General features: G+C 58.7%; 14 protein-coding genes and 1 tRNA gene. 14 read left to right on the top strand and 1 reads right to left on the bottom strand.

The features are described from left to right. Positions 1–102: 102 nt before the first annotated feature. The 3 genes from LPC22_RS02220 to LPC22_RS02210 all read left to right on the top strand — a co-directional run bounded on the left by LPC22_RS02220 (position 103) and on the right by LPC22_RS02210 (position 4,806). On the top strand, positions 103–675 hold the full coding sequence (locus tag LPC22_RS02220) for an adenylate kinase (RefSeq protein WP_229131862.1): 573 nt from the start codon (positions 103–105) through the stop codon (positions 673–675). A 242-nt stretch (positions 676–917) separates the two neighbouring features. Continuing rightward, positions 918–2,801 (top strand): ABC transporter ATP-binding protein, encoded by a 1,884-nt coding sequence (locus LPC22_RS02215; RefSeq protein WP_229131861.1) that lies wholly within the window; start codon positions 918–920, stop codon positions 2,799–2,801. After that, entirely contained in the window at positions 2,794–4,806 is a 2,013-nt protein-coding gene (locus tag LPC22_RS02210; RefSeq protein WP_229131860.1) for an ABC transporter ATP-binding protein, read from the top strand. The genes LPC22_RS02215 and LPC22_RS02210 overlap by 8 nt, the downstream gene beginning before the upstream one ends. Positions 4,807–5,037: 231 nt before the next feature. Here the strand turns inward: LPC22_RS02210 and gdhA are convergent, their stop codons facing one another. After that, positions 5,038–6,384 (bottom strand): NADP-specific glutamate dehydrogenase, encoded by a 1,347-nt coding sequence (gene gdhA / locus LPC22_RS02205; RefSeq protein ID WP_229131859.1) that lies wholly within the window; start codon positions 6,382–6,384, stop codon positions 5,038–5,040. A 383-nt stretch (positions 6,385–6,767) separates the two neighbouring features. On the opposite strand from gdhA, the gene LPC22_RS02200 reads away from it, so the two are divergent. The 11 genes from LPC22_RS02200 (at position 6,768) to LPC22_RS02150 (ending at position 14,492) form a co-directional block, all read left to right on the top strand. Continuing rightward, the gene (locus LPC22_RS02200; RefSeq protein ID WP_029678055.1) at positions 6,768–7,229 is read left to right on the top strand and encodes an Hsp20/alpha crystallin family protein; all 462 of its coding nucleotides are present in this window, start codon (positions 6,768–6,770) and stop codon (positions 7,227–7,229) included. 184 nt (positions 7,230–7,413) lie between these two features. Then, the gene (infA, locus tag LPC22_RS02195) at positions 7,414–7,632 is read left to right on the top strand and encodes a translation initiation factor IF-1 (RefSeq protein ID WP_015022331.1); all 219 of its coding nucleotides are present in this window, start codon (positions 7,414–7,416) and stop codon (positions 7,630–7,632) included. 25 nt (positions 7,633–7,657) lie between these two features. Beyond that, positions 7,658–7,771: a 50S ribosomal protein L36 gene (gene rpmJ / locus LPC22_RS02190; RefSeq protein WP_015022330.1), complete on the top strand. Its 114-nt coding sequence runs from the start codon at positions 7,658–7,660 to the stop codon at positions 7,769–7,771. 133 nt (positions 7,772–7,904) lie between these two features. Continuing rightward, positions 7,905–8,282, top strand: coding sequence for a 30S ribosomal protein S13 (rpsM, locus tag LPC22_RS02185; RefSeq protein WP_015022329.1), 378 nt, complete (start codon positions 7,905–7,907; stop codon positions 8,280–8,282). Positions 8,283–8,362: 80 nt separating this feature from the next. Next, entirely contained in the window at positions 8,363–8,761 is a 399-nt protein-coding gene (rpsK, locus tag LPC22_RS02180; protein ID WP_015022328.1) for a 30S ribosomal protein S11, read from the top strand. A 75-nt stretch (positions 8,762–8,836) separates the two neighbouring features. After that, the gene (locus LPC22_RS02175; RefSeq protein WP_015022327.1) at positions 8,837–9,832 is read left to right on the top strand and encodes a DNA-directed RNA polymerase subunit alpha; all 996 of its coding nucleotides are present in this window, start codon (positions 8,837–8,839) and stop codon (positions 9,830–9,832) included. Positions 9,833–9,956: 124 nt separating this feature from the next. Continuing rightward, positions 9,957–10,601 (top strand): 50S ribosomal protein L17, encoded by a 645-nt coding sequence (gene rplQ / locus LPC22_RS02170; protein WP_229131858.1) that lies wholly within the window; start codon positions 9,957–9,959, stop codon positions 10,599–10,601. A gap of 78 nt (positions 10,602–10,679) precedes the next feature. Further along, positions 10,680–11,642, top strand: a complete 963-nt coding sequence (locus LPC22_RS02165) for a tRNA pseudouridine synthase A (RefSeq protein WP_229131857.1) — start codon at positions 10,680–10,682, stop codon at positions 11,640–11,642. A gap of 108 nt (positions 11,643–11,750) precedes the next feature. Beyond that, positions 11,751–11,836, top strand: a tRNA-Ser gene (locus tag LPC22_RS02160). Positions 11,837–11,970: 134 nt separating this feature from the next. After that, positions 11,971–12,999: a LacI family DNA-binding transcriptional regulator gene (locus LPC22_RS02155; protein ID WP_229131856.1), complete on the top strand. Its 1,029-nt coding sequence runs from the start codon at positions 11,971–11,973 to the stop codon at positions 12,997–12,999. A 200-nt stretch (positions 13,000–13,199) separates the two neighbouring features. Further along, positions 13,200–14,492 carry an ABC transporter substrate-binding protein gene (locus tag LPC22_RS02150; protein WP_229131855.1) on the top strand — a complete coding sequence of 431 codons (1,293 nt, stop codon included), beginning with the start codon at positions 13,200–13,202 and terminating at the stop codon, positions 14,490–14,492. Positions 14,493–14,525 lie beyond the last annotated feature (33 nt).

The raw sequence follows: 14,525 nt of genomic DNA, 5'->3' as shown, positions 1-14,525 counted from the left end.
AACCTCTTGGACCGGGCAGACGCTAGCATACGGTAAAGAGGGTTCTGCGCGGTTTGGTCCGCCTAGGACTGTAGACCAAGAACAACAAACAAAGGATAGGGAATGGCACAGCGACTGTTGATCATGGGACCTCAAGGTGTAGGCAAGGGCACGCAGGCGGCCTTGCTCAGTAAACATTATGGGATTCCGGCCATATCCACTGGTGACATTTTCCGATACAACCTGAAGAACGGAACCGAGCTGGGTAAGCAGGCCAAGGCCTACACCGACAAGGGCGAACTGGTTCCAGACGAGCTGACCAATAAGATTGTCAAGGACCGCTTGGGCATGGATGATGCCGCCCAGGGCTGGATTCTGGACGGCTACCCCCGTTCGGCATCCCAGGTCGAGGCGCTGGACGAGATGCTCAAAGAGCTCGGTACACCGCTGACAGCTGTGGTGGCCCTGGATGCCGACCATGAGGTGCTCATGCAGCGCATCGCCAAGCGTGCCAAGGAGGAGGGCCGGGCGGACGATACCCCCGAGGCCATCGCCAAGCGGCTGGATATCTATGCCAAAGAGACCGCCCCGCTGCTGAACACCTATAAGACTCGTGGCCTTCTGATCGCAGTGGACGGCCAGGGTGAGGTCGATCAGATATCCAAGAATATCATCACTCAGCTTGACGAGCGTTAACTCATCACCTGCCAGGCGAGAGGCCTGTCACCCCTTGAATCAGACATTGCCAGATAAAAACCAAAATTAAGAGTGGCTGGTTCGCAAGACGCTGATAAGGCCGGCTAAGGCAAAGAAGCTGCATGACCCAAGTGGCATGGCAGCTTCTTTTTGTGGAGGGCGGAAATCCCTGCGCGTCCGCCCAACACTGGCGGACAGGGTGATAGCCTTGGTGCATTCAGACCCTCTGGCGAGGGTATTGCATGTCGGTGATTGGCCGGGAAAATACAGAAACCAGTACAGTAACAGAAGAGGTCTACTTGAAGGGCTCTACGGCATCCGTGGTCAGATCGGATAAGCAGGAACCAGCGCGTCCAAAGCACACCATCCGAACCATTCTGCGCTCCCTGCGCGAATACCGGAAGGCCAGTTTTCTGGCTCCGGCCTTCGTCTTTCTGGAGAGCGTCCTCGAGATTGTGATCCCGACCATCATGGCCTCCCTGATTGACCAAGGGGTCTCGGGGAGGTCCATGCCGGCCATCTTCAAGTTCGGGCTGATATTGCTGGCCTGCTCGGCCGTCTCCCTGTTCTCCGGGTTCATGTCCGGGCGGTATGCGGCCATCGCCTCTTCCGGCCTGGCCAAGAATGTCCGCAGCGATCTGTTCGCCAAAGTGCAGTCCTTCAGCTTTACCAACATCGACCGCTTCTCAACTGGGTCCATCATCACCAGGCTGACCACCGATGTGACCAACCTGCAGAACGCCTATCAGATGGTGATCAGGGTCGGGGTCAGGGCGCCGATCATGGTCATCGTGGCCTGGCTCTTCTCTTATAGGATCTCCAGGCCCATATCCCTGGTCTTCCTGATCGCCATCCCCATCCTGGGCTTTGGCCTGATCGGTCTGTCCCTGCTGGTTCATCCCATCTTCGAGCGGGTCTTCCACACCTACGACCACCTCAACAATGTGGTGGACGAGAACCTTCAGGGCATCAGGGTGGTCAAGTCCTATAACCGGGAGGACTACGAGGAGCGCAAATTCAACGGTATCTCCCTGGCTATCTACCGTGCCTTCTGCAAGGCCGAGCGGATCATGAGCCTGAACCCGGCATTGCTGAACTTCTGCATTTATGCCTCTCTGCTGGTCATATCCTGGATGGGCGCCTCCCAGATTGTGGCATCCGGGAACAATGCGGCCCTAGGACTGACCACAGGCGATCTGACCGCCCTGGTCACCTATGCCATCCAAATCATGATGGCCATGAACATGGTCTCCATGATCGTGGTCATGGTCGTCATCTCCCAGGCCTCGGCGGAGCGCATCTGCCAGGTGCTGAATGAGGTCAGCACTGTGCATGATCCCGCCAAGCCGGTCATGAAGGTGGCCGACGGGTCCATCAGCTTCCAGGATGTGACCTTCCGCTACTCGGAACGATCCGAACGCCCTGTTCTGAGTCATATCAATCTTGACGTTCCCTCGGGCTCCACCCTGGGCATCGTGGGCGGGACCGGCTCCTCCAAATCCAGCCTGGTCCAGCTCATACCCCGTCTCTACGACGTGACCGAGGGGTCCCTCCAGGTGGGCGGCGTGGACGTACGCCAATACGACCTGACCGTCCTGCGCGACCAGGTGGCCATGGTGCTCCAGAAGAATGTCCTTTTCACCGGGACCATCGCCGAGAACCTGCGCTGGGGTAATCCTCAAGCCACGGACGAAGAGCTGGTGCGCGCCTGTACTCTGGCCCAGGCCGACGGTTTCGTGCGGGAGTTTCCCGATGGCTATCAGACCTACCTGGATGAGGGCGGTACCAACCTCTCTGGCGGCCAGCGACAGCGTCTGTGCATAGCGCGTGCCCTGCTGAAGAAGCCCGACATCCTGATTCTGGATGACTCTACCAGCGCCGTGGACACCAAGACGGACCAGCTGATCCGCCGGGCCTTCGGCCAGGAGATCCCCGACACCACCAAGATCATCATCTCCCAGCGTCTGGCCTCTGTGGAGGACGCCGACATGATCGTGGTCCTGGACGAGGGCAGGATCCTCGACAAGGGCACCCACCAGGAGCTCCTGCGAACATGTCAGGAATACCGATCCATCTACGAGTCACAGACCAGGAACCAGAGCGAGGAGGACAAGGACCATGAGTGACGGATCATTCAAGGACCGCAAGCCCCGTCTGGACAAGGCCGCGCCGGGAACGACCCGTCGCATCCTGCGCTACCTGCTGGCCTACCGTTGGCAGTTGGTGGTGATTGTGGTCTGCATCATCATCAGCGCCGGGGCCCAGGCGGCATCGGCCTTCTTCCTCCAACCGCTGATCGACCATTACATCCTGCCGCTGGTCGGAGCCGCCGACCCTGACTGGGGACCGCTCATGAGGACCCTGATTCTGATGGGCTGCCTCTATGCAGTGGGGACCTTCTGCTCCTGGTTCTGGAACTGGCTGATCGTCAAGGTGGAGCAGGGCACTTTGAAGACCATCCGCGACCAGATGTTCGCCCACCAGCAGGAGCTGCCCATCGGCTTCTTCGATACCCATGAGCACGGCGACACCATGAGCCGCTACACCAACGACACGGATACCCTCCGTCAGGCCATCTCCCAGTCCTTCCCGCAGATGGTCTCCTCGGTCCTGTCCGCCTTGGCAGCCCTGATCTCCATGCTCTGGCTCTCCATCCCCTTCACCGTTCTAACCCTGGTCTTCGCGGCGGTCCTGATTGTAGTGGTCCGGGTTCTGGTCACCCGAAGCGGTCGCTACTTCGTTCACCAGCAGCGCTATCTGGGCCAGGTGAACGCCTTCGTGGAAGAGGCCGTCAACGGACAGAAGGTCATCAAGGTCTTCAACCATGAGGATGCCACCGCCAAGGTCTTCGAGCAGAGGAACCAGGAGCTCTTCCAGGCTTCGGCCGAGGCCAACACCTACGGCAACGTCACCATGCCGGTCGTGGGCAACATGGGCTACCTGCTCTATGTCATCCTGGCCATCGTTGGCGGACTGGCCGGCATCGCCGGCATGGGCAATGTGGGGCTGACCGGGGCAGGGCCGCTGACCCTGGGAACCATCGTCTCCCTTCTGACCCTTTCCCGCTCCTTCATCAACCCCATCGGCCAGGTCTCCATGCAGTTCAACATGGTCATGATGGCCCTGGCCGGCGCCTCCAGGATCTTCGATCTGATGGACCAGCCTGTCGAGTCCGACCAGGGCACGGTCAGATTGGTCAGCGTCGAACTGGCCTCGGACGGCCGGACCATGACCCCCGTCGACCATGAAACCGGGCACTGGGCCTGGAAGCGTGAGGCCGATGACGACGGCAGGCGCTCGCTGGAGGCCGCCATGAAGCTTCCAGGCGATGCCCGGGATGTGGCCCTGAAGGCCAAGGATCAGGCGATCACCTCGCCTGATGGCCGATACACCCTCCTGCAGGGGGATGTCCGATTCACCGATGTCAGCTTCGGGTATGACCCGAGCAAGCCTGTCCTGCACGACATCACCTGGTTTGCCAAGCCCGGGCAGAAGGTGGCTTTGGTCGGCGCCACGGGGGCCGGCAAGACCACGATCACCAACCTCATCAACCGTTTCTATGACATCCAGCAGGGGCAGATCCTCTATGACGGGATCGATGTGAGGAACATCCGCAAGCCTGACCTCCGCCGCTCCCTGGGCATCGTCCTTCAGGATGTCAACCTCTTCACGGGCACCGTCCTGGACAACATCCGCTACGGGCGCCTGGATGCCACGGACGAGGAGTGCATCGAAGCTGCCAGGATGACCAACGCCGACAGCTTCATCCGCATGCTTCCCCAGGGCTACCAGACCGTTCTAGAGGGGGATGGAAGCGGGCTGTCCCAGGGTCAGCGCCAGCTGATATCCATTGCCAGGGCGGCTGTGGCCGATCCTCCGGCCATGATCCTTGACGAAGCCACTTCCTCAATCGACACACGCACCGAGGAGGTGGTCCAGCAGGGCATGGACGCATTGATGCGCGGCCGAACGGTCTTCGTCATCGCCCACCGGCTCTCCACGGTCCGTAACTCCGATGTGATCATGGTTCTGGATCACGGACGGATCATCGAGCGCGGCAATCATGATGAGCTGATAGCCAGGCACGGCGAGTACTACCAGCTCTACACCGGAGCCCTGGAACTGGAGTAGGGTTCTCCTGAATTGCCGAACCTTGGGAGAAGGCACCGATAGTTTGCGATTCGACAATAAGCAAAACCAGTGGGGCGGGGCGACACGTGACTGATGCTTCCGCCCCTACACGTAGCTGATGGCTTGGCAAATTCAATCCCCTTCTGAGTTACTGGTATCCCCATGAAAAGAAGGGCCTGACCTGCAAATTCAGCAGGTCAGGCCCTTTATGAATAGGAATCAGGTTCGATCTCAGAGGATGCCCTGGGCCACCATGGCATCGGCCACCTTGGTGAAGCCGGCCACGTTGGCACCCAGCATCAGGTCGCCCTCATGCCCGTATTCCTTGGAGGCTTGGTAGGACTTCTGGAAGATTCCAGTCATGATGTCCTTCAGTCGCTGATCCACCTCGTCGAAGGTCCACTGCAGGCGCAGGGAGTTCTGGCTCATCTCCAGGCCGGAGACGGCCACGCCGCCGGCATTGGCGGCCTTGGCGGGCCCGTAGAGCACCTTGTTATCCTGGTAGACCTGGATAGCCTCGGGGGTGGAGGGCATGTTGGCGCCCTCGCAGACCACGGTGCATCCGTTGGCGACCAGGGTCTTTGCGGATTCCTCGTCGATTTCGTTCTGTGTGGCGCAGGGCAGGGCGATGTCGCAGGGCACGGTCCAGACGCCCTTGCAGCCCTCGTGGTACTCAGCGGAGTCCACGCGGTCCGCATACTCGCGAATTCGGCCGCGGTGGCCCAGTTTGATGTCCTTGACCACGTCGAGGTCAATCCCATTGGGGTCATAAACGTAGCCGTTGGAGTCGGATGCCGTTACCACCTTGGCGCCCAGCTGTTGGGCCTTTTCGGTGGCGAAGATGGCCACGTTGCCCGAACCGGAGATGACGACGGTCTTGCCCTGGAAGGAATCCTTGCGCAGTGTCTGCAGGGCCTCCTGGGTGTAGTAGCACAGGCCGTATCCCGTGGCCTCGGTCCTGGCCAGGGAGCCGCCGAAGGTCAGGTCCTTGCCAGTCAGAACACCCGAGTACTCGTCCCGCATTCTCTTGTACTGGCCGAACAAGTAGCCGATCTCGCGGGATCCTACGTTGATGTCGCCGGCGGGCACATCGGTGAACTGTCCGATGTGGCGCTGCAGCTCGGTCATGAAGGCCTGGCAGAAGCGCATGACCTCGGCATCCGAGCGGCCCTTGGGGTCGAAGTCGGATCCTCCCTTGGCGCCGCCCATGGGCAGACCGGTCAGCGAATTCTTCAGAATCTGCTCGAAGCCCAGGAACTTGATGACCGACTCGGTCACGGTCGGGTGGAAGCGCAGGCCACCCTTGTAGGGGCCGATGGCCGAATTGAATTGGAACCGGTAGCCGCGGTTGACCTGAACGTGGCCCTGATCGTCGGTCCAGGCCACACGGAACTTGACTGCACGTTCGGGCTCGACCAGACGCTCCAGCACGCCATTGGCCTCATACTCGGGATGCCGCTCCACCACGGGTTCCAGGCTGGAGAAAACTTCGCGAACAGCCTGCAGGAATTCCGGCTGGTCGCCGTCGCGCTTCTCAACCTGCTGGTATACGCGCTTGATGTATTCGTTGGTGAGCATCTGAGCTCCTTTGACTAGGAATGGCCGGTCCGTCCGGTCCACATGCGATTGGGTCCGCCCTCAAGAGCCTGCGGGGGCTGGCGGAATCTTATCCTATGGTAAATGCCTCAAAGTTACGTCACAAGAATTCTGTCCCGTAATGTCTGACATGTGGTCATTGAAGGCCCGAAGAATGAGAGGACCAGGAAGAGCAAGCTGGGTTACTGTCAAAAGTTGAGTCTTCTAGACTCAACTTTTATTCCTTGGGTGAACATTGGGCATGAAACTCGGGGCCTGCGGTTTGGACAAAGTGAAGGGCAGGGAGCCCGGGAGGACAGGTCAGGATGTCCACCTGGGGTTCTGGTCCGCAGAAACTATGACTTAGAGAATCAGGAGATGTGATTATGGCTATGTTTCCCGCATTGATGAACAATTCGATCTTCGGCGACTTCTTCGACGATCCCTTCTTCAACAACTGGCGTGACGGGCGTCGGCAGGGCCAGGGCGCCAAGAACGCGCTGAACAGCCCCTTAATGAACACGGATGTGCGTGAGAAGGATGGACAGTACCAGCTCTCCATCGACATGCCCGGCTTCGACAAGAAGGACATCGGCCTGCGTCTGGAGGACGGTTACCTGATTGTCTCCGCCCAGAAGAACGGTGACCAGGGTGACAAGGATGACCAGGGACGGTGGATTCGGCGTGAGCGCTACACCGGATCCTGCTCCCGTAGCTTCTACGTTGGTGACAAGGTCCGCCAGGAGGACATTCATGCCCACTATGCCAACGGCACCCTGGAGGTGACTCTGCCCAAGACCAGCATCGAACCTGCTGACAACACGCAGAACATCGCCATCGAAGACTGAGGGACTCGGATCCGTAACGGACCGCCTGAATGACTGCTATACTGATTGAGCGGCAGCCGTCCAGACGGCCCTTTTGTCGTGTCAACACGCTATTGCCCAATTCTGGGTCTACTCATGCTATACTTACCATTTGGCGTGTCTTTCGACGCGCTGTGTAACCGGCCGAGGATCGGATAGAAGGCTTATGGCAAAAGATGGTGTGATCGAGGTGGAAGGGCGTGTGGTCGAGGCTCTCCCGAATGCGATGTTCCGCGTCGAGCTCGAGAACAAGCACCTGGTGCTGGCCACCATTTCCGGCAAGATGCGTAAGAACTACATTCGCATTCTGCCCCAGGATCGGGTGGTGCTCGAAATGAGTCCCTATGATCTGAACCGCGGACGGATTACGTACCGGTATAAGTAACAAGGTACACAAGCAAAGGAAAACCATGAAGGTCAGCCCTAGTGTGAAGAGAATCTGCGAGAACTGCCGCGTGATTCGTCGTCACGGCCGCGTCATGGTGATCTGCAAAAACCCACGCCATAAGCAGCGCCAGGGCTGAGCGGATTCCCAGCGGCAACGAACACCAAAGGCGCTGAGTCACAGCCAACAGGCTGAACCCCGGGTGCGCAGGCCCGGGCCGGGAGACCGGAAGACTCGGTGCACGACCTGCGTAGAACAAAAAAGGAATCGCAATGGCACGTCTTGCCGGAGTCGACATCCCCAACGAGAAGCGCATAGAGATAGCCCTCACCTACATTTTCGGTGTTGGGCGTACCCGCGCCAAGGAAACACTTGCCGCGACCGGAGTGAATCCGGACACCCGCGTCAAGGATCTCACGGATGAGCAGCTCATTACGCTGCGTGATTACCTCGAAGGCAACTATAAGATCGAGGGTGATCTGCGTCGTGAGATCGACGCTGATATTCGCCGTAAGATCCAGATCAATTGCTATCAGGGCCAGCGCCACCGCAGGGGTCTGCCCGTGCGTGGTCAGCGGACCAAGACCAACGCCCGCACCCGTAAGGGACCCAAGCGCACCGTCGCCGGAAAGAAGAAGGCGACCAAGTAAGGCCGAATGCGAAGCGGGGATGAGGGTCCCCGATGAATCGCACTAGCAATCAGTTATTCGTGACAAGGAAACGAGGATCAATGGCAGCAGCAAAGCAGGCCGCGCGCAAGCCTCGTCGTCGGGATCGCAAGTCGGTTCCGGTCGGGCAGGCGCATATCAAGTCAACATTCAACAACACCATCATCTCCATCACCGATCCTTCCGGTGCTGTAGTGGCCTGGGCTTCAGGCGGCGACGTAGGCTTCAAGGGCTCCCGCAAGTCCACTCCTTACGCAGCGGGCATGGCCGCCGAATCCGCAGCCCGCAAGGCCATGGAGCATGGGGTCAAGAAGGTGGATGTCTTCGTCAAGGGCCCGGGTTCGGGCCGCGAGACCGCCATCCGCTCCCTGCAGTCCGCAGGCCTGGAGGTCGGTTCCATCTCTGATGTGACCCCACAGGCACACAATGGCGTTCGTCCTCCCAAGCGCCGTCGCGTCTGAGCACTAAAAAACCCATGAATCCACCCGCGAAGACCGGTGAGTGCACCACCGGTTGGAGCTGAAAGGATAGCAACAGTGCTTATTGCACAGCGTCCGACTCTTACTGAAGAAGTCGTCAATGCCCAGCGCTCCCGTTTCACCATCGAGCCGCTGGAGCCCGGATTCGGGTACACCCTGGGCAACTCCCTGCGTCGTACCCTGCTGAGCTCCATACCCGGTGCGGCTGTGACCTCGGTCCGCATCTCGGGTGCCCTGCACGAGTTCACCACGCTGCCTGGTGTGGAGGAGGACGTCACTGAGATCCTGCTCAACATCAAGGGCATCGTGCTGACCAGCGAGTACGACGAGCCTGTGGTCATGTATTTGCGCAAGAGCGGCAAGGGCGAAGCCACCGCCGGGGACATCACCCCGCCGGCCGGTGTCACCGTGGCCAATCCTGATCTGCATATCGCGACCCTGGCCGAGGATGGCGAGTTGGAGATCGAGTTTACGGTGGAGCGTGGGCGTGGATACGTCCAGGCCCAGCTCAACAAGCAGGACAACGATGAGATTGGCCGCATCCCGGTCGATTCCATCTACTCTCCAGTACTCAAGGTCAGCTACAAGGTCGAGGCCACCCGTGTCGAGCAGCGCACGGATTTTGACAAGTTGATCCTGGATGTGGAGACCAAGCCGGCAATCTCGCCGCGTGACGCGGTGGCATCCGCCGGGTCGACCCTGGTTGAACTCTTCGGTCTCTGCCGCGAGCTCAACACCCAGGCTGAGGGCGTGGAGGTCGGACCCGAGCCTGTGGTGGAAGAAGCCGATCCGCAGATGTCTGTGCCGATTGAGGATCTGAACCTGACGCAGCGTTCCTACAACTGCCTCAAGCGCGAGGGAATCCACACCATCGGCGAGCTGGTCTCGCACACCGAGCAGGATCTGCTGGACATTCGCAACTTCGGCATGAAGTCCATCGACGAGGTCAAGGAGAAGCTTGAGGGCATGGGGCTGTCGCTGAAGGCCTCCCCGCTGGGCTTCGACACCAATAATCTCGAGGGGGGCACCTTCTTCTCGCCTGACGACGAGTGAGAGGCTGCAGCCTTCGTATGAGCGGGCGAGGGGAAGGGTTCCTTTGCCTGCTGACAGCAATTCCGGGAAGTCGGATGTTCGGGCGTATGCCCACCTGTCCTCCCGGCCGTAAGGAGATAATCCAATGCCAAAACCTAGCAAGGGCCCACGTCTGGCCTCCAGCCCGGCACACGAGCGGCTGATGCTGGCCAACATGGCCACCAGCCTCTTTGCCAACGGCCGTATCACGACCACTCTGCCCAAGGCCAAGCGCCTGCGTCCCCTGGCTGAGCGGCTGATCACCTTCGCCAAGCGTGGGGATCTGCCTGCCCGCCGTCGTGTCATGCGTGTCATCCGTGACAAGTCTGTGGTCCACATCCTGTTCACGCAGATCGCCGAGCAGATGCAGCAGCGTGAAGGTGGCTACACCCGCATCACCAAGATCGCGCCCCGCCGTGGAGACAACTCCCCACAGGCCGTGATCGAGCTGGTCACCGAGCCCCTGTCGGCCAAGAAGGCCGTGGTCAAGGAGGCTGAGTCCGCAGCCAAGGTGGCCGCCAAGGACGAAAATGCCGAGGTGGCAGCAGCCACCGATGCCGCTGTCGCCGAAGGCGCTGCCAAGGATGCCGTCGACCAGGCTGTCGAGGCCAATGAGTCCGATCAGGACGTGGCCCAGGCTGACCAGGCCGCTGAGGATCTGGAACAGACCGCCGACAAGGCGGATCAGGCCGAAGCCCAGGCTGAGGAAGATGCCGACGTGGCTGAGGATGCCGAGAAGTCTGCCGAGTAATCGGTTATTGCATTCGATGACGGGGTCGGGGAGCATGGCTCTCCGGCCCCGTTTGTCATTGCTGCCAGGGAGGTCTTGATGGAAGGTCAGGAGGGGAAGATGTCCCTTGTCAGGCTGCGCATGGATCTGGCCTACGACGGCGGTGGCTTCCATGGTTGGGCCCGGCAGCCAGGGCTTCGCACGGTCCAAGGTTGCATCGAGCAGGCCCTGTCTCTGATCACCGGAGCCCGCGGCTCACAAGGCGGAGTTCCTCATAACCACGACGTCTGGGAACCAAGACTGATCGTGGCTGGCAGGACCGACACCGGGGTTCACGCTTCCCACCAGGTTGCTCACCTGGACATTCCCGATATTGTGCTCGATTCCTGCAGGGGCCATATGGAGGTCGATGGTGTTGAGGCCCTGGAACGCCGCCTCCGGCACCTGCTGCCTGCTGACATCGTCCTGCTCGGTCTCAGATTGGCCCCAGCGGGTTTCGATGCCCGTTTTTCTGCCCTGGAACGCACCTATCTGTATCGGGTCAGCCAGGGAGGCCAGCCAGGGGATCCTCGCATGCGAGGCTTTGTGCTGAATCTGGAGGGAAGCCTGGATCTGCGAGCTATGAACGAGGCTGCAGCGGAGTGCATCGGGCTGCATGACTTTGGGTCTTTCGCCAGGCCAAACCCCGGCGGCACGACCATCCGCAAGATCCTGGCCGCACACTGGGATCTGGTTACGACTGCGAATCTGTTCGGTACTGCTCCGGATCAGAGCGCCGTCGGATACCTTCCGGCTTTCATGGAATCCGGGCTGACCGTTTTTCGGATCGTAGCTGATGCATTTGCCCATAATATGGTCCGCTCACTGGTCGCAGCCTGCATTCAGGTGGGCCTGGGACGCCGGTCCGTGCAATGGTTTGCCGACAAGGTAGCCCACCCACTGCGCGAAGGTTCCACCGGTCCCATAGATGCCCGGGGCCTGACCCTGGAGCATGTGGCCTACCCACCTGATGACCAGCTGGCTGAACGGGCGCAGGCCATCCGGGCTCGCCGTACACTATGACTCTCTGACTGTTCATGGTAACTGTTAACTGCGCCACGCCGCTTGCCAGGTAGGGACTCTGTGGCATAATAGAAAAGTTGTTGTTCGGCAGTGTCGGGCAACGACCATGGTTGAGTGTCCGAGCGGTCTAAGGAGCACGCCTCGAAAGCGTGTGAGGGCAACTCCCTCCGCGAGTTCGAATCTCGCCTCAACCGCCCCCATTGGTCCCGGCCCGACGGTCGGGGCCTTTTTTCATATACTGTCTGGTGAGGGTATGTGCATGAGCCTTGGTGTGCAAGACTAAACCTTAAGATAAAGGGGCTCATGTTTTCCTGCTGAAGGAGGTTCTTTGGCCGGTATCAAGGATGTGGCTGCTCTGGCGGGAGTTTCCATAAGTACCGTTTCTTATGTATTCTCGGGCAAGCGGCCTGTAAGCGATACAACGAAGATCAGGGTTCTCAAGGCAGTCCAGCAATTGGATTACCACCCCGGTTCCGGAGCCGCCATACTCCGCAGGGACCGCAGGACCCACCTGATCGTGCTGAGCTCACCCATGCATCCCTATACCGACTATTCGAACTATGCCACCTTTTTCTTCGCCGTGGTGGCCAGGGCCAGACACTACCACTACAACGTGGTGCTTCTGATGGATGAGAACGATACGGACGAACTCCTTCGAATGTCATACAGCGGCATGATTGATGGCGTCCTCCTCTTGGATGTGACCATGGAGGATCCACGTGTGGCCCAGGCACATACCTCCTTGGTGCCCTATGTCTCCATTGGATATGCCAGAGATCCGTCCAATTTGATTTCCGTTGACGTGGATTTTCATGCCATGGGCCGACGAGCTGTCGATGAGTTCTATCGAATGGGTCATCGGCATATGCTCATGGTCGGATCCAACAGCCAGTCCTATGAGCAAGGTTCCAACTTCCTGGTTCGAACCAAAAAAGCTGCCATCGACAGAGCCCAGGTGCTGGGGATAAAGACGACTTTCCTGTATTCCACCGGCGACGATGCCAGGCATGTCAGTCAGTTGATTGATCAGGCTTTTCGGCTGGACCCTGAGATCACGGCGATCATGGCTCAGACCAGCATCAGTCACATGAACAACGTCATTGTTGCGCTGTCAAGACGTGGACTTTCGATTCCAAAGGATGTTTCCATGCTGGCATTAAGTACTTTCGGCAATGCCTCCGTTCTGGAACGTCCTCTTGATGAGATTCCCATGAGACCTCATGAAACATGCTCTCGCGGGGTGGATATGTTGATGGAGTGTTTGGAAAGCGTTGGGGAAAAACCGGGAACAGTGGAGCTGATCCGTTCCGACTACAAACGCAGGGGATCTGTTGGGCCGGTCCGGCTACATAGCTGAGAACCTTAAACTGATGTTCTGTGCACCGTCGCACAGGGGATAAAACCGGGTTTCATGTAGCGTCATAGGTTATCGAAAAACATCGAAATACTATGTCAATTATAGTCAAATCATTAAATTAACAAATGGTTGTCCAATAAGGAGAATCGTCAAGCGATGAAGCTAGGAAAAGAGGAGCGATGAAGTTTCCCCGGAGAATCATGGCAGCTGTTACGGCTGTGGCAAGTCTGGCGGGCATCATGGCCTTATCCGGATGCGGCGGCAGTGACAGCGCCCAAGAGGAGCATCCTGATTCCATCAAGATCTGGTATTACGAGGAGGATAACGGCGCCCAGGGCAAGGCCTGGAAGCAGGCCATTGCTGATTTTCAGAAGAAGACCGGTATCAAGGTCAACTTCGAGAAGAAGACCTTCGAGCAAATCAGACAAAACGCCAGCCAGATCCTCAACTCTGATGACGCCCCAGATGTGATGGAATACAACAAAGGCAACGCCACTGCGGGCCTGCTCTCAAGCCAGGGTCTGCTGTCCAACCTCAATGACTATGTCAAGAAATACCAGTGGAACAAGAAGATCACTGGATCCTTGGCGGTCCCGGGCCGGTATGACGAGAAGGGCGTCATGGGATCCGGCGACTGGTACGGCATCACCACCTATGGCGAGGAGGTGATGATGTACTACAACAAGGACATGTTCGACAAGTATGGCATCGCCATACCGAAGACCATGCCCGAATTGGAGCAGGCCATGCAAAAGTTCAAGGACAACGGCGTCACAGCCTTGTCCGAGGGCGTGGCTGAATACCCGCTCCAACATCTCTGGTGGCAGTTGGTCCTGCAAAAAGCCGACCAGCGCTTGATCGACGCCTATCAGCGCTACGACGGGAAGGTGGACTGGCAAGGCCCGGCCATGACCTATGCGACTGACACGATCAAGGACTGGGTCAACAAGGGTTACATCAGCAAGGACTCGACGGGTCTCAAAGCCGAGGATGCAGGACAGAACTTCATGAAGGGGACCTATCCCATGCTGTTCTCGGGTTCTTGGTGGTTCGGACGTTTCCAAAGCGATATTCCCAATGTCAATTGGGAGGTCGGCCTCTTCCCTGAAACCAAGAAGATCCCCGGTGGATCGGGCAACATCTGGGTGATTCCCGAGCGTTCCAAGAAAAAGGACGCTGCAGCGAAGTTTATCGACATAACGCTGAGCAAAGAGAATCAGAACCTGATGGGCAACTCCGGCGGATTGCCCATTGCAGCAGATCCTGCACAGATAAGCGATCCCAAGAGCAAGGAGCTGATCGCCGGTTTCAACCAGGTCATCAAGGATGATCGTCTGGGCTACTATCCGGACTGGCCTACCTCAACCTTCTATGACGAGCTCAACGCGGGTCTACAGGAATTGGTCAACGGGACCAAGGACACCAAGGCCGTGCTGACGGAGCTTCAGGGCAAATATGACAAAGGCGTCGAGACATCGGGGCTGAAAAAGTAGTCAAACCATAGGCCGGCGGGTGCGCTCTTGATA

It is taken from the genome of Bifidobacterium mizhiense (assembly GCF_020884755.1).
In the GTDB taxonomy this organism is placed as follows: domain Bacteria; phylum Actinomycetota; class Actinomycetes; order Actinomycetales; family Bifidobacteriaceae; genus Bombiscardovia; species Bombiscardovia mizhiensis.
Note: the sequence above shows the minus strand (reverse complement) of the source record. Positions and strands in the feature narration are given on the sequence as shown.

Coding starts and splice junctions, on each gene's coding strand:
- LPC22_RS02220 (WP_229131862.1), top strand. CDS start 103: ATGGCACAGCGACTGTTGATCATGGGACCTCAAGGTGTAGGCAAGGGC.
- LPC22_RS02215 (WP_229131861.1), top strand. CDS start 918: ATGTCGGTGATTGGCCGGGAAAATACAGAAACCAGTACAGTAACAGAA.
- LPC22_RS02210 (WP_229131860.1), top strand. CDS start 2,794: ATGAGTGACGGATCATTCAAGGACCGCAAGCCCCGTCTGGACAAGGCC.
- gdhA (WP_229131859.1), bottom strand. CDS start 6,384: ATGCTCACCAACGAATACATCAAGCGCGTATACCAGCAGGTTGAGAAG.
- LPC22_RS02200 (WP_029678055.1), top strand. CDS start 6,768: ATGGCTATGTTTCCCGCATTGATGAACAATTCGATCTTCGGCGACTTC.
- infA (WP_015022331.1), top strand. CDS start 7,414: ATGGCAAAAGATGGTGTGATCGAGGTGGAAGGGCGTGTGGTCGAGGCT.
- rpmJ (WP_015022330.1), top strand. CDS start 7,658: ATGAAGGTCAGCCCTAGTGTGAAGAGAATCTGCGAGAACTGCCGCGTG.
- rpsM (WP_015022329.1), top strand. CDS start 7,905: ATGGCACGTCTTGCCGGAGTCGACATCCCCAACGAGAAGCGCATAGAG.
- rpsK (WP_015022328.1), top strand. CDS start 8,363: ATGGCAGCAGCAAAGCAGGCCGCGCGCAAGCCTCGTCGTCGGGATCGC.
- rplQ (WP_229131858.1), top strand. CDS start 9,957: ATGCCAAAACCTAGCAAGGGCCCACGTCTGGCCTCCAGCCCGGCACAC.
- LPC22_RS02165 (WP_229131857.1), top strand. CDS start 10,680: ATGGAAGGTCAGGAGGGGAAGATGTCCCTTGTCAGGCTGCGCATGGAT.
- LPC22_RS02150 (WP_229131855.1), top strand. CDS start 13,200: ATGGCAGCTGTTACGGCTGTGGCAAGTCTGGCGGGCATCATGGCCTTA.